The following is a 14930-nucleotide window of genomic DNA, read 5'->3' as shown; positions in this document are numbered from 1 at the left end:
ATCTTTGTCCACGAAGATACACGAAGAAACACAAAGGTAAGGTTTATAGTTCGTGTTGCTTCGTGTGACTTCGTGGAGAACGGTGTTCTATGAGTTTCCTTGAATTTGAAACGTGGCGCGTCGCGTCGGGCAACGAGGCCGCGCACGACCAGATGATCCGCGACTGGTTCGACTACGTCAAGTTGCACCACGCCGACCTGTTCGCGGAGTGGAAGTCGGCGCGTTACTACCGGCAGACCGACCGCGACGGCAAACCGACCGGCACATACATCATGCTCTTCGAGTTCTACAGTATCGAGGGGCACCACGCCTACAAGGAGCGTCGTAAGGACTGGGACGGCCCGTACGAGGAATACAAGCGCTTCGACCCGTACCAGTTCTTCGAGGACGGCACGGTCAGCACGTTGTTCTGGCAGCCGCAGGACACCGGCAAGTGGTTCGAGATGCCGGACACGTCGTAACGTAGGGGCGCGTTGCACGCGCCCGCGGGCGCGCGGAATGGCACCGGGGCACATGGGCGCGCGGAATGGCACCGGGGCACATGCAATGTGCCCCCTACGCGATTTCATTCGCGCCGATTCGCGTTATTCGCGGATAATCGTTTTGGGATCTGGAAATTGGGAGTTGGGATTTCTCTCGGTACGCGCCGGTTGACGCATGGCGGTTGCTCAGAATGAATCTATCAGAGTGGCATGTGGTCGGCGCGTCGGTGCAGGGCTCCGCGCATACACGGCAGGGTGCGCCATGCCAGGATGCGCATGGCTGGCGCGTACTGCCCGACGATATACTGATACTGGCCGTTGCCGATGGCGCCGGGTCGGCACCGCGCTCGCTGGAAGGCGCGCAGGCGGCGGTCGGTGCGGTACTGGCGACGCTGGCCGACGGCTTCGCTGCGCCGGAACCACTTCCGCCGGATGTGTTGCTGCGCGACGCGTTCGCCCGCGCGCGCGAGGCGCTGGCCGTTCTGGCTGCCGAGGCCGGCGTGCCGCTGGCGCAGTTCGCCAGCACGCTCACCTGCGCCATCGCCGGCGCGAATGTGCTCACCGTCGCCAGCCTCGGCGATGGCGCGGTTATCGCGGAAACCGGCGGCGAACTGCGCCTCGCTTCCGCCCCGCCGCAGAAGGGCGAGTACGCCAACGAGACGCACTTCCTGACGCAGGACGACGCACGCGATTGCGTGCAGATCGCGCGGGTGGACGGCACCGCGCGCGCCGTCGCTGCAACGACCGATGGGTTGCTGCGGCTGGCGCTGCGCCTGCCCGACTACGCGCCGCATGCGCCGTTCTTCCAGCCGCTGTTCGCCTTCGCCGCGCAAGCGCATGCCGATGCGGATGTCGAACTCGCCGCGTTTCTCTGCTCCGAACGCGTCACCGCGCGCACCGACGACGACAAGACGCTGGTGATCGCCGTGCGCGTCGAGCCGCAGTTGACGGCCGAGCCGGCATGACGACCACGCTCGTGCGCACGCCGCGCGGCCAGCGCCTCTCCGTCGGCGATATCATCGCGCAGGGCGGCGAGGCCGAGGTGCGTCACGTCCTTGACCACCCCGACTGGCTCGCCAAAATCTACACCGTCCGGCGCGACGACTACGCCGACAAGCTGCGCTGGATGGTGGACAACCCGCCGGAGGACCCCAACGCGCAGATCAGCCACCCGTCGATCGCGTGGCCGCGCGACGTGCTGTTCGACGCGCGCGGGCAGTGCGTCGGCTACCTGATGCCGCGCATCCTGGGCGCGTACCGCCTGCTCGAAGTCTTCAACCCGCGCCTGCGCGCGCAGACGCTGCCCAGCTTCGACTGGCGCTACCTGCACCGCGCCGCGCGCAACCTCGCCTCGGCGCTGGTTTCCCTGCACGGTCACGACTACGTGATTGGCGACCTGAACGAGAGCAACGTGCTGGTCAAGCCGAACGCGCTCGTGACGCTGATCGACACCGACTCGTTCCAGGTGCGCACGGACAAGCGCGTGTTTCCCTGCCCGGTGGCGCGCTGGGAGTACCTGCCGCCCGAACTGCACGGCCGCGCGCTGGACACGACGACCCGCGCCCCCCAGCACGACGCCTTCGGGCTGGCCGTGCTGATCTACCAACTCTTGATGGACGGCAGTCACCCGTTCCGCGCGCGCTGGCTCGGCGCGGGCGATCCGCCGGAAGTCGGCGAGCGCATCCGACAAGGGCTGTACCCGTATGCGCCGGCATCGCACGGCCGTGTCGCGCCGCTGCCGAACGTGCTGCCGCTCGACGCGCTCGACCCCGCGCTGTCGGCGCTGTTCCGGCGCGCGTTCGTGGATGGCTACCTGAGCCCGGCGGCGCGGCCCATCGCCGATGAGTGGAAGTACGCACTCGACGCCGCCGAGCAGAACCTCGTGCCGTGCGCGCACCGCCATTACTACGCGCGGCAACTTGCGGAGTGCCCGTGGTGCGTGCTGCAGCGCGCAGCCGCTCAGCCAGTGAGCGCACGCGCTTCTGCGTCGCCGCCGCCGACCGGCGCATCCTACACGCAAACGGGCGGTACGAAAGTTCGTCCACCGCGCGCGCGCCGGACGCGCTCACGCCGCTCGTCACCCATGCCAGGCATCGTGCGCCTGCTCGTCATGCTCGCTTCGCTCGTTCAACAGGGCACGGGCGGCATCCAGCAGGCGTTTCAGTCGCTTCCGGATGCCGTGCGTTTCCTGCTGATGCTGGCCGGGCGCTCCGGCCTGGTGGTGGCGCGCACCATTCGTTTTGTGATCGACACGCGCGGCGCACTGCTTGGCGAGGCGATCAGCACCATCGGCATGGCGTCTATCGCGATGGGAGCGATTTGGGCTATAATCGGTGCGGCGGGAGGCACGGCGGTGCTGGCGCTCGCGGCGTACGCGCTCAACGATACACTGCTGCAGTCTGATCTGAATGCGGCGCTGCAAACGTACGCGCTGATGGGCGCCGCAGCGGCCGGTGCGCCTGCGCTGGGGCTCGGCGCGCTGCTGATGGGCGCCAGCCGCTATCGTGACGTGGGCGGCGCGTACATGGGCATGCTGGCCGGGGCGGCGGTGGTGCTTTCGGCGCGCCCGCTGGCCTGGGGCTGGTTCCTCGCGCTCGGCGCGGCGGCCGGCCTGCTCTTCGGCATGGCGGCGCTGGCGGTCGCGTGGCCGCTCTCGCGCTACGGCGTCCCGTTCACCTTTGAGGCCATGGGCCGGATGGCGCGCGAGGTACGGCGGCGGCGCAACTGGCGCACGCTGTTCGTGGCCGTCCTGTGGGGATTGACCGCTGCCCTGTTTGCGAAACTGCTGGTCGCCAGCCTGCCGGTCGCGGTCTTCGTCGGCGCGGCGCACGGCTTCCTGGGCGGCGTCGCGGTCGCGATGCGGAAACCGTAATCACGCCATGCGCATGCCTCTGTCCGAGCAGCTCAAGCGGATCGCCGTGCTTGTCCTGCTGCTGTTCACGGCGAGCGTCACTGGCTACATTGTGATCGAGGGCTTCTCGCTGGTCGACGCGGTATACATGACTGTGCTGGCCGTGTCCACGGTCGGTTTTGGCGAGGTGCACCCGCTTTCGCCGGTCGGCCGCGTGTTCACCATTGGGGTGATCGTCGCCGGCGTCGGCACGGCGGCGTACCTGTTCAGCCTGTTCACCGAGTATGTCATCGCCGGCGAATTGGCCGGTACCTTGCGCCAGGGGCGCATGATGCGCGCGATCAGCCAATTGCGAAATCACTATATCGTGTGCGGCTTCGGCCGCGTGGGCGAGCAGGTCGCCAGCGAAATGGCCGCGCTCCACATGCCGCTCGTCGTCGTCGAGCGCGAGCCGGCGGCCATCGAGCGGCTGGAGCGGCGCGGCCTGCCGTATGTGCGCGGCAACGCCGCCGAGGATGAGACGCTGATGGCCGCCGGCATCGAACACGCCGTCGGGCTGATCACCGTGCTCAACGCCGATAGCGACAACGTCTTCGTCGCCCTCAGCGCGCGCGCCCTCAACAAGGATCTCCAGATCGTGGCGCGCGCCACCACCGAAGCGGCCGAGCGCAAGCTGCGCCAGGCCGGCGCCGACCGGGTCGTCTCGCCATACGTCATGGCGGGCAATCATATCGTCAGTCTGCTGGTGCATCCTAACGTCGTCGAGTTCCTGCACACGACGATGCGCACCCCGCAGTACGAGTTGTGGCTGGAAGAGATCACGATTGCGCCGGATTCGCCGCTGGTCGGCAAGACGCTGCACGAGATGGCCTTGCGCGAGACGACCGGCGCCAACGTGCTGGTCATCCTGCGCGGCGCAGAGCATCAGACCGTGGACTGGTCGCCCGAGTTGGCGTTGGCGGCGGGCGATGTGCTGATTGTCATGGGCCGGCAGGAGCAATTGCAGGCGCTGGCGCGCCTGGCGCGCGATACGCGCGGCACGCGCCCCTCACGCCTGCGCGAATTGGTCACCCAAGTGGAGTAACGCAAATGAGTCTGAACAAACATCAGGAACTCGGCCTCAACGACGAGGACATGGCGGAGATGTGGTACAAGATGCGGCTGACGCGCGCCGTGGAGGAGCGGATCGGGCAACTGAACCGCCAGGGCCACGTGCTGATCACCGGCACCGGCCGGGGGCATGAGGCCGCGCAGATCGGCAGCGTGTACGCGCTGTCGCCCGCCGACTGGATTGCGCTGGCATACCGCGAGCAGGCCGTCGCCATCGGTCGCGGCATGCCGCTGCGCGACATCTTTGCGTTCGCCATGCACCGCGACACCGATCCGAACTCGCGCGGGCGCCAGTTGCCTGGGCATTACAGCAGCCCGGCGCTGCATATCCTGAGCGCGTCGAGCCCGGTCGGCACCCAGTTCCTACACGGGGTCGGCAGCGCCTGGGCCAGCTATTATGAAGACCGGCGCGAGGCGACCATCACCTACGTTGGCGACGGCGCGACCTCCACCGGCGATGCGCATGCCGCGCTGAATATCGCCGCCGTTCACAAGCTGCCGGTTATCTTCTTCTGCCAGAACAACGGCTGGGCGATCTCGGTGCCCAACCGTCTGCAATTTGCGGCCGAGAGCCTGGCGGCGCGCGCTGCGGCATACGGCATGGCTGGCGAGGTCGTGGACGGCGCCGACCTGCTGGCGGTCTACGCGGCGACGAAACGGGCGCTGGCGCGCGCTTACGATGGCGGCGGCCCCACGTTCATCGAGGCGCGCATCCGGCGGCTGGGCTCGCATACGTCCGAGGACGATCAGCGCCGCTACCGGAGCGCCGAGGACATCGCGGCCGATCTGGCCTACGATCCGCTGCCCAAAGCGGAGGCGTACATGCGCGAGGCCGGGCTGCTGGACGATAGCTTGAACCAACAGATCACCGACCGGATCACGGCCGAGATCGACGACGCTCAACAATATGCCATGGCGTCGCCGACGCCGAAGCCGGAAGACGTCCTGACGCACATATACTCGCATGAATAACGTCTCAAACAGCCGGCGCACATTATCCGCGTCCATGTACGACCAGAAGGCGAGAGATCATTGGGAAAGCTAATTGCGTTTGGGTGGTACGGGGGAAAATACTCACACCTCGAATGGCTGCTACCACTACTCCCAGAGGCGCATCACTATTGCGAGCCGTTCGGCGGCTCTGCGGCGGTTCTGCTGAACCGACAGCCCGCGCCGGTAGAGACGTACAACGATATCGACGGCGAAGTCGTGAACTTCTTTAGAGTTCTGCGTGACAATAGCGATTCCTTGATACGCGCGATCGGTTTGACGCCTTTCTCACGCAAAGAATTGACCATTGCATGTGAACGTCGGCAGGACCTCGCTGATCTGGAACGGGCGCGCCGGTTCTTTGTTCGCGCGCGCCAGGTCAGGACGGGGTTGGCACAAACCGCTTCACCGGGTCGGTGGGCGCATTGCACTATGACGAGCCGCGCGGGCATGGCTGGCGCGGTGTCGCGTTGGCTGGGATCGGTGGAGGGTCTCTCTGAGCTTGTGCAACGATTGGTCCGAGTTCAAATTGAAAGTGCTCCAGCCATTGAGGTGATTGAAAGGTATGACTCGCCGGAGACGCTATTTTATTGCGATCCGCCCTACCCGCATTCTACACGCGGTGATAGCAAAGCCTACGCGTATGAGATGACGGATGACGAGCACCGCGCACTGGCGCGCACACTTCATCAGTGCAAGGGGAAAGTCGCTTTGTCATCGTATCACTGCGACCTCATGAATGAATTGTATGCTGATTGGAACCATGTTGAGGCGCCGGAACGTCTGGTGCACTCGGTCAAGCAACCGCGCACCGAGGTGCTGTGGATAAACTACGAACTTCACGAAAAAGGGAAGATGGTATGGCCACGCCGGACCAAATCCTTGAAAAAGCCTACGACCGAGCAGCAAAGCAGTTATCTCGACCATTTGTAAAGAAGGTAAGGCAGGCGAAAATCGAAAGCGTGGTACGCACCAAGAGCAACCGCGCCGGGACGCGCTTGCTATTGTGCAGTGCGTTGGCGAAGATTCATAATCCGGCTCTGGACATCCGTAAACCCTATACGGAAATCGGCGACGACGATGCGTATTCGGGTCGGAGCTATGACGAAAGTTTTGTAACTGGTTTCATCAATGCTCATCATTTGCCCGTGAACCAGACGACGGCTTTTCTGACGCCGGCCTTTAGGAACCGCGATGCCGTGCTCGCACCCGGCGTGAACCTGGTGGGACGACCGGCGTCGATGTATGTAGCCATTCTCGAATTGCTTGATGATGTTCACCGTAAGCGGATTTCTGCATCGGATTTGCTAACTGAAACGATTCGCATTCTCATCACCATGAAAGAAGAAGACGAGCATGCTCTGCGTGTGTTGCTTCAACAGCAACGAGCCAATGAGCAAGTTGTGCTGTCGGCAGAGCAAATCGTCGTGCTGATCGAACAGCATCTTCGCTTGCCCAATACAAGTCGGCTGCCAGTCCTCGCGGTGGCAGCCGCCTACGATACTGTTTCACCCATGCTGGGCGAACACGCGCGGTCTCTACAAGCGCACAACGCCGCCGACCGACAATCGGGGGCGCTGGGCGACCTTGATCTGACCTTGATTGGCGAGGATGATGTGGTGGCCAGTTATGAGATGAAAACCCGACGCGTATCACGTGATGACATTGACGCGGCGTTACACAAAATAGCATCCGCACCGAAGCGCATCGACCATTATGTTTTCATAACCACGGAGCGAATCGATATTTCAGTGCAGGAATACGCGTCCACGGTCTACGCGTTGACCGGTGGAACTGAGATGGTCGTTCTCGATTGCATTGGTTTCGTAAGACACTTCCTGCATTTGTTCCACCGCTTTCGATCTCCATTCCTGGACCGCTATCAATATCTGGTGATGAATGAGCCGGCGAGCGCCGTGTCGCAGGAATTGAAGCAGGCATTCCTGGCGCTGCGCAATGCGATGACGAGCGCGGCTGGATAACCGCGCACAATATCCGAAAAGCGAGCAACTGCCATGCCACTCAAAACGATGATCGAAGCGATCCGTGACGCTATGGATCTGGAGATGGCGCGCGATCCGCGCGTGTTCGTGCTGGGCGAGGATGTCGGCATGAAGGGCGGCGTCTTCCTCGCCTCGGACGGCCTGCAAAAGAAGTACGGCGCGAAGCGTGTCGTCGACATGCCGCTCAACGAGATCGGCATCGCCGGCATGGCGATCGGCGCGGCGATGCGCGGCCTGCGGCCGGTGGCCGAGATGCAGTTCGCCGAATACTCGCTGCCGGGTCTCGACCAGATCGTGAACGAGGCGGCCAACATCCGCTGGCGCACCGCCGGCGCATTTAGCTGCCCGCTGGTCGTGCGCGCGCCATACGGCGCCGGCGTGCATGGCGGGCTCTGGCACTCGCAATCGGTGGAGATGCTGTACGCGCACCGCGTCGGCCTCAAGGTCGTCATCCCGGCGACGGCCTATGACGCCAAGGGGCTGCTGATCAGCGCGATCCGCGACGACGACCCGGTCGTCTTCTTCGAGCACAAGAAGGCGTACCGCTCGATCAAGGACGACGTGCCCGACGGCGAGTATACGGTGCCGATCGGACGGGCGCGCATCGCGCGCGAGGGCGCCGACATGACGGTCGTCAGCTACGGCCTGATGCTGCACCAGTGCCTTGAGGCGGCGCAGACGCTGGCGGCCGAGGGCGTGAATGCCGAGGTCATCGATTTGCGCACGCTGTTGCCGCTCGACCGCGAGACCATCGTTGGCTCGGTGCGCAAGACCGGCAAGTGCCTGGCGGTGACTGAGGACACGCGCAGTTACTCGTTCACCGGCGAGATCGCGGCGACGCTTAGTGAGGAAGCGTACGAGTATCTCGATGCGCCAGTCATGCGCGTGACGACGCCCGACGTGCCGGCCATGGCGCATGATCCGGGTCAGGAGCAGTGGCTGCTGCCCAACCCGCAGAAGATCGCCGACGCGATGCGCAAGCTGGCGCGGTATTGATAACTATGTCACTCTGAGCGCGAAGGTCGAATCAAGCGCTTTCACGATCGCCTCGCGCGCGAAGAGCCTGAAATCTGCGTGTGCCAAGCATCGGGACGAGCCTATAGCGGTTTGCGAAATGATCCGATATAGTGCTGCACGACGCATGTAGGGACAGGCCTTTGGCCTGTCCGCTGGGCAGGTCAAAGACCTGCCCCTACCCGGCGAACCGCATGGCGTGCCCGATGTTTCTACAAAATGCTCTAGATGCTTCACGCGCACAGTTTCAAGAAATTCGCAGGCCTTGCGTTCACGTTTCATCCTGTGCCCGCCGCTTTGCGGCGGACGGCGGCGAAGCCGCCGTGCACAGGACATGCATGACAAGTTCGTTGGGGCATTATCAAGTCGAAAAAGAAGTAAACGTGGAGACGCTGACATGGCAACACAGGTGAAGATGCCGCAACTGGGCGAATCGGTGGTCGAGGGCACGGTCGGCCAGTGGTTGAAGCGCGCGGGCGACCGCGTGATGCTCTATGAGCCGCTCGTCGAGGTGATCACCGACAAGGTGAACACCGAGATTCCGTCGCCCGCGGCGGGCGTCGTGCTGGCTCTGCTGGTTGCCGAGGGCGAAACCGTGCGCGTCGGCACGCCGATTGCCGTCGTGGGTGAGCCGGGCGAGCAGGCGCCTGGTTCTGCGTCATCCCCGGTAGCGACCGCTGCCCCGCGTGCTGCCGTGCCTGCCGTGGCCGCCGCACCCGCGCCGGTGGCTGCGCCCCGCTCGCGCGCGACCTACCTGTCGCCGGTCGTGGCGCGTCTCGTCGCCGAGCACAGCATCGACATGTCGCAGCTCAAGGGCACTGGCGAGGAAGGGCGCGTCACCAAGCGTGATGTCGAGGCATACCTGGCGCGTGCCGCAGTTCCGGCCACGGCCCCTGCGCCAAGCGTACCACCACTCGCTGCCGTGTCGCCCATTCCGGCCTCCGCGCCCGTCGTGCGCGAGGCCACTCCCGCGCCGGTTCCGGCTCCCGCCGCGCCGACTGCCGGCGAGGACGAGTTCGTGCCGCTGTCGCCGATGCGCCGCGCCATCGCCGAGAACATGCTGAAGAGCGTGCAGACTGCGCCGCACGTGACCTCGGTGTTCGAGATCGACCTGTCGCGCGTGGCCGCGCACTATGCTGCCAACAAGGATGCGTTTGCCCGCCAGGACGCCGATCTGACCTACACCGCCTACTTCGTGGAAGTGGCGGCCCGCGTCCTGCGCGAGCAGCCGCAGGCCAACAGCAGTTTCTCCATGCAGGGCATGCTGCTGCACCGCGCCATCAACATCGGCATCGCCGTGGCGCTGGAGGATGGCCTGATCGTGCCGGTGCTCAAGAATGCTGACGAGTTGAGCCTGCTCGGCATTGCCCGCGCGGTGAACGATCTGGCGCGGCGCGCGCGCGACAAGCGCCTGCGCCCCGACGACGTGCAGGGCGGCACCTTCACCATCACGAACCCGGGCCGGGGCGGCGGGCTGTTTGGCACGCCGATCATCGTTCAGCCGCAGGTGGCGATCATGGGCGTCGGCGCGATTGCCAAGCGCCCGATCGTAATTGACGACGCCATCGCCATCCGCCTGACGGCCAATGTCGGCCTGACCTTCGACCATCGCGCGCTCGACGGCGCCGACGGCGACCGCTTTCTCGCGGCGGTCAAGCGCCGGCTGGAGACGTATGCCTGAGGCCGAGTCCGCGCTGATCGCATCGCGGGCGCGCGACCTGATTTACGACTGGAACACGGCCGGGCAGACGACTACTTACCCGGCGGTGGTGGAACTGAACGACGAGACGCTGCGCGACGGCCTGCAGTCGCCGTCGGTCGTCAACCCGCCGGTCGAGCAGAAGATCGACCTGCTGCGGCTGATGGGCCGGCTCGGCATCCACTGCGCGAACATCGGCTACGCCAGTTCGTCACGCCAGGCCCAGCAGGACGTCGTCGCGCTGGCGTGCGCCTCGGTCGGGCTCGACATTCATGTCAACGTCGCCGCGCGCACGACGCTCGCCGACATCGTACCCGCCATCGAGTGCGCCCAGCAGTCCGGCGTGCCGGTGGAGGTCGCCGTGTTCGTCGGCAGCTCGCCGATTCGCCGGCTGGCCGAAGACTGGGACTTCGAAGACCTGGTCATGCGCGTGCACGAATCGGTCGACTTCGTCGTCAAGCACGGCCAGTCGTGCATGTTTGTCACCGAAGACACGACCCGCGCCGACCCGGAATCGCTGGAGCGGCTGTACAGTGTCGCTATCGGGTGCGGCGCGCGCCGCATCTGCATTGCCGATACGACCGGGCATGCGACGCCCGACGGCGCGCGCAACGTCGTCACCTACGTCCGGCGCATCGTGCAGCAGTCGGGCGCGGCGGTCGCGGTGGACTGGCACGGCCACTCCGATCGCGGCCTGGCGGTGGCGAACTCACTGGCGGCGATCGCGGCGGGCGTTGACCGCGTGCACGCGACCGCGCTCGGCATCGGCGAGCGGAGCGGGAACACGCCGATGGACACCCTGCTCGTCAATCTCAAGCTGCTCGGTGTGCTGCCGCACGACATGACGGCGCTGAACGACTATGTGCGCCGCGCCTCGCACATCCTGCGCGTGCCGATCCCGGCGATGTGGCCGGTCTTCAGCCCGGACGCCTTCCGCACCGCCACCGGCGTGCACGCCTCGGCAGTCAGCAAGGCGCTGGCGCGCGGCGACCAGTGGCTGGCCGATCACGTCTATTGCAGCGTGCCCGCCGAGTGGTTCGGCCGCCGGCAGATCATCGAGGTCGGTCCGCTGAGCGGCGCCAGTAACGTCGTCTTCTACTTGAAATCGCGCGGCATCGATCCGGTGCGGCCGCTGGTCGATCGCGTGCTGGCCGCCGCCAAACGCTCCCACCGCGTGCTGCGCGAGGACGAGATCATGCGGATCGTCAATCGCCGCGGCCCGGAGGATTTGCCATGATTAGCGTAACGGGACTCTACATCTATCCGATCAAATCGTGCCGGGGCACGGCGGTCAATCGCACGCAGGTCACCCCGCGCGGCCTGCAGGACGATCGGCTGCTGATGGTGGTGGATGATGACGGGCTGTTCCTGACGCAGCGCGAGTACCCGCGCCTGGCGCTGATTGCCCCGGAACTGGCGGGCAACTGTCTGACTGTCCGCGCGCCGGGGAAGTCCGACCTGTCGCTGACGGTCGGCAACGACGGCCCCCGCAGCAATGTCGGCATCTGGCGCGACACCTGCGCCGCAGTCGACCAGGGACGCGAGGCCGCCGCCTGGTTCAGCGACTACCTCGGCGCGTCGTGCCGCCTGGTGTGCATCGCCGACGAGCACACGCGCACCGTCGACCCGGCGTTTGCGCGCCGCGCCGACGACCAGACCGGCTTCGCCGATGGCTACCCGTTCCTGCTCATCTCGCAGGAATCGCTGGACAACCTGAACACCCGGCTGGCGCAGCCACTGCTGATGAACCGCTTCCGCCCGAATATCGTCGTGGCGGGCGGTGCGCCGTTCGTGGAGGATGGCTGGTCGGACGTGGTCATCGCCGGCGTGCGCTTCGGCGTCGTCAAGCCGTGCGCCCGCTGCGCTATCACGACCACCGACCAGGCGACCGCAACGGTCGGCGCCGAGCCGCTGCAAACGCTCGCCGGCTTCCGCCACAGCACCGACCCGCGCCCCGGCGTCTACTTTGGGCAGAACCTCGTCAGCGGCCAGACCGGCATGATCGCGCTGGGCGATCCGGTTGCCGCGACGGCGCGGTAGCAGCGGCGTGTATTGCAGGTTGTTTGCGGCATTACGCAGTCCCGCTTAACATATACGCAGATGACGACGCTCGCGGTTCTGTCGGATATTCACGGCAACCTGCCCGCGCTCGAAGTGGTCCGGCGCGACATGACGCAGTTCCCGATAGACCGGATCGTGGTGGCGGGTGATCTCGTCAACTGGGGGCCGTTCTCCGCGCAGGTGATGGACGTGGCTGCGCGCGAAGGGTGGGCGCTCATTCGCGGCAATAACGAGTTCTACGTGCTCGACTACAACACGCCGCGTGCGCCCGCCGAGTGGGGCGATCCGTCGCGCTTCCCGCTGTTGCCGTGGCTGGCCGAGCAGTTGCAGGGGCACTGGCACCGCACCATCGCCGCCATGCCGGATACGTTGAGCCTGCGCTTTCCCGATGCGCCGCCGATCCGGGTCGTGCATGGCTCGCCGCGCAGCGCGTGGGAATCGCTGTTCCCCGCAATGACCGAAGCCGAGCTGGAACCGCTGCTGGCTGGCATCGAGGAGACGACGATCATTGCCGGCCACACGCACCTGCCGATGGACCTGCGGGCCGGGCGCTGGCGCGTGCTGAATCCGGGCACGGTCGGCGCGCCGGTCAATGGCACAACGGATGCGCGCTACATGCTGCTGCGGGCTGTCGATGGCACATGGGTCGCGGAGTTCCGGCACGTGCCGTACGACACGGCGACGCTCTGGGCCGAATTTGAGCGGCAGCGTTTCCGCGAACGCTGCGGTGTTATCGGCGAGTTGGTCTGGCGCGAGTTTGCCACGGCAAGATTGTGGGTTCTCCCATTCGTGCGGTGGCGCGCCCAGTACCATCCCGACGCACCAACCGATCAGCGCCTGCTCGCGGCGTTTGACGCCGTTGATCCGTGGCCATACATTCCGGCCGCTTACCATCTATTTCGTTGACCAGCGCGCTAACGCGCATCCAACTCACGAGGAGATCACCTATGAATGCACAACACACTGAGATTGTCCGGCGCATCCGCGCCGCGGGAAAGGCGCTGGGGGAGTCCGTAAACTCGGTGCCGGCCGACAAGCACGCGACCGCGCCCAAAGCGGGCGAGTGGTCGATGCGGCAGGCGCTGATGCACACGCGCGACGTGGCGGTCTTCGCCTACGGTCTGCGCGCGCGCCGCCTGATCGCCGAGACCGAGCCGGTCTTTCAAACGTACGACGAGGACGAGTTCCGCAAGTCACACCCGGACGCCGGCGAAAGTGCGTCCGATATCGCCAGCCTGATCGCCAGCGAGCACGAGATGATGGCGCGCCTGCTGTCGACGCTGTCCGACGCCGACTGGCAGAAGACGGGCAGTCATCCCGAGTTCGGCACGCGGACGCTGGAGTTCTTCGCCCAGCGGCTGGCCGAGCACGGCGAGGAGCACGCCGCGCAGATCGCCGCGATCGCAAAAAGCCTGTAGCAAGGAGCGCGTCATGCCCTACGAAACGATCATCACGAGCATCGAGGACCGCACCGGCATCATCCATCTCAACAGGCCGCAGGCGCTGAATGCGCTGAGCGCGCAGTTGCAGCGCGAGGGCGCCGAGGCGCTGCAGGCGTTCGACGCCGACCCGCAGGTGCGCTGTATCATCGTCACCGGCAGCGATCGGGCGTTCAGCGCCGGGGCCGACATCAAGGAGATGAGCGATCGCTCGCCGGCCGAGATGCTGGACCGCTTCAACGTCTCGATGTTCGCGGTCATTCGCCGCGTGCGCAAGCCGGTCATTGCGGCGGTCAGCGGCTACTGCTTTGGCGGCGGCTGCGAAGTCGCGCTGGCTTGCGACATGATCGTCGCCTCCGAGACGGCGCAGTTTGGCCAGCCGGAGATCAAGATCGGCGTGATCCCGGGCGGCGGCGGCACGCAGCGTTGGACCCGCATCGTCGGCAAGGCGCGCGCCATGGAGATCATGCTCACCGGTGACCCGATCCCGGCGGCGAAGGCGCTGGCCTGGGGCATCGTCAACGCCGTCGCGCCGCTCGACAGCTACCTGGCGGAGGCTAAAAAGCTGGCCGCGCGCGTGGCGGGCCAGGCGCCGCTGGCTGCGCGTATGGCCAAGGAGGCGGTGCTCAAGGCGCAGGATGTGGCGCTGGAGCACGGGCTCGACTACGAAAACCGCCTGTTTACGGTGCTGTTCGGCACGGACGACCAGAAGGAAGGCATGCGCGCCTTTGTCGAAAAGCGCAAGCCGGAGTGGAAGGGCCGCTAGGGGTGCGCATTTGCCAGCCCGCGCCAACACCGTGTTATAATGGGAACAGCCCTCCGACGAGAAAGAAGCGCCGTTTCATGAGCAATCCGAACAAGCCCGAACTGACCGAGCCCGAGTTGATCTCCATCATCGAAGGCCCGCCGCCGCAATTTGAACTTGAGGGGCGTGAGTCCTGGATGTCGTATCCGGATACCCCGCGGCCGTTCGAGCTGGCGCGCTGCGACACGCGCACCTTCAACGGCCCCAAGATGATCGCGCGCTGCCGCAACGCGTGGTCCGAGCAGCGACCGGTCATGCTCGAGTACAAAGACATGGACGGCCTCAAGCAGCGCGTCGAGATCTGCGGCATCCGCTTCGATGAACTGGACGAGGGGACGCTGCTGCAGATCTGGGTGCGCCTGCCGGTCGAAATGCACATGATCAGCCTGATGGATAACGAGGACGACGAGGGCGCAGCAACCGCAGACTTCGACGGCGACGACGATTAGCCGCCGCGCTGTGAACCCGCTCAACCA

The 14930-nt window shown here is 65.6% G+C and carries 15 protein-coding genes; all 15 read left to right on the top strand.

Features of this window, described 5'->3' with window-relative positions; genetic code table 11:
• The first annotated feature begins 89 nt into the window (after positions 1-89).
• The 15 genes from HZB53_02115 (at position 90) to HZB53_02045 (ending at position 14903) form a co-directional block, all read left to right on the top strand.
• The gene (locus HZB53_02115) at positions 90-461 is read left to right on the top strand and encodes a hypothetical protein (GenBank protein MBI5876420.1); all 372 of its coding nucleotides are present in this window, start codon (positions 90-92) and stop codon (positions 459-461) included.
• Between the two features lie 212 nt (positions 462-673).
• Positions 674-1447 carry a protein phosphatase 2C domain-containing protein gene (locus tag HZB53_02110; protein ID MBI5876419.1) on the top strand — a complete coding sequence of 258 codons (774 nt, stop codon included), beginning with the start codon at positions 674-676 and terminating at the stop codon, positions 1445-1447.
• Positions 1444-3354, top strand: coding sequence for a hypothetical protein (locus HZB53_02105; protein MBI5876418.1), 1911 nt, complete (start codon positions 1444-1446; stop codon positions 3352-3354). Before HZB53_02110 ends, HZB53_02105 begins: the two co-directional genes overlap by 4 nt.
• Before the next feature lie 7 nt (positions 3355-3361).
• A complete protein-coding gene (locus tag HZB53_02100) occupies positions 3362-4417 on the top strand; it encodes a potassium channel protein (protein MBI5876417.1) in 1056 nt (351 codons plus the stop codon).
• 5 nt (positions 4418-4422) lie between these two features.
• Complete coding sequence (locus tag HZB53_02095; protein ID MBI5876416.1) at positions 4423-5415, top strand: thiamine pyrophosphate-dependent dehydrogenase E1 component subunit alpha; 993 nt, start codon at positions 4423-4425, stop codon at positions 5413-5415.
• Positions 5416-5475: 60 nt separating this feature from the next.
• Complete coding sequence (locus HZB53_02090) at positions 5476-6366, top strand: DNA adenine methylase (protein ID MBI5876415.1); 891 nt, start codon at positions 5476-5478, stop codon at positions 6364-6366.
• Positions 6294-7415, top strand: a complete 1122-nt coding sequence (locus HZB53_02085; GenBank protein MBI5876414.1) for a restriction endonuclease, SacI family — start codon at positions 6294-6296, stop codon at positions 7413-7415. Before HZB53_02090 ends, HZB53_02085 begins: the two co-directional genes overlap by 73 nt.
• Before the next feature lie 33 nt (positions 7416-7448).
• Positions 7449-8432: an alpha-ketoacid dehydrogenase subunit beta gene (locus HZB53_02080; GenBank protein MBI5876413.1), complete on the top strand. Its 984-nt coding sequence runs from the start codon at positions 7449-7451 to the stop codon at positions 8430-8432.
• Positions 8433-8847: 415 nt separating this feature from the next.
• Complete coding sequence (locus tag HZB53_02075; GenBank protein ID MBI5876412.1) at positions 8848-10131, top strand: 2-oxo acid dehydrogenase subunit E2; 1284 nt, start codon at positions 8848-8850, stop codon at positions 10129-10131.
• On the top strand, positions 10124-11386 hold the full coding sequence (locus HZB53_02070) for a 2-isopropylmalate synthase (GenBank protein ID MBI5876411.1): 1263 nt from the start codon (positions 10124-10126) through the stop codon (positions 11384-11386). Before HZB53_02075 ends, HZB53_02070 begins: the two co-directional genes overlap by 8 nt.
• Positions 11383-12189, top strand: a complete 807-nt coding sequence (locus tag HZB53_02065) for an MOSC N-terminal beta barrel domain-containing protein (protein MBI5876410.1) — start codon at positions 11383-11385, stop codon at positions 12187-12189. The genes HZB53_02070 and HZB53_02065 overlap by 4 nt, the downstream gene beginning before the upstream one ends.
• Before the next feature lie 60 nt (positions 12190-12249).
• Complete coding sequence (locus tag HZB53_02060; GenBank protein MBI5876409.1) at positions 12250-13116, top strand: metallophosphoesterase; 867 nt, start codon at positions 12250-12252, stop codon at positions 13114-13116.
• Positions 13117-13157: 41 nt separating this feature from the next.
• On the top strand, positions 13158-13628 hold the full coding sequence (locus HZB53_02055) for a DinB family protein (protein MBI5876408.1): 471 nt from the start codon (positions 13158-13160) through the stop codon (positions 13626-13628).
• Positions 13629-13641: 13 nt separating this feature from the next.
• Complete coding sequence (locus tag HZB53_02050; GenBank protein ID MBI5876407.1) at positions 13642-14415, top strand: enoyl-CoA hydratase/isomerase family protein; 774 nt, start codon at positions 13642-13644, stop codon at positions 14413-14415.
• 77 nt (positions 14416-14492) lie between these two features.
• Entirely contained in the window at positions 14493-14903 is a 411-nt protein-coding gene (locus HZB53_02045; GenBank protein MBI5876406.1) for a hypothetical protein, read from the top strand.
• Positions 14904-14930: the final 27 nt, after the last annotated feature.

This window comes from Chloroflexota bacterium, from assembly GCA_016235055.1.
Taxonomy (GTDB): domain Bacteria; phylum Chloroflexota; class Anaerolineae; order JACRMK01; family JACRMK01; genus JACRMK01.
This window is presented reverse-complemented; position numbering and strand designations above follow the sequence as displayed.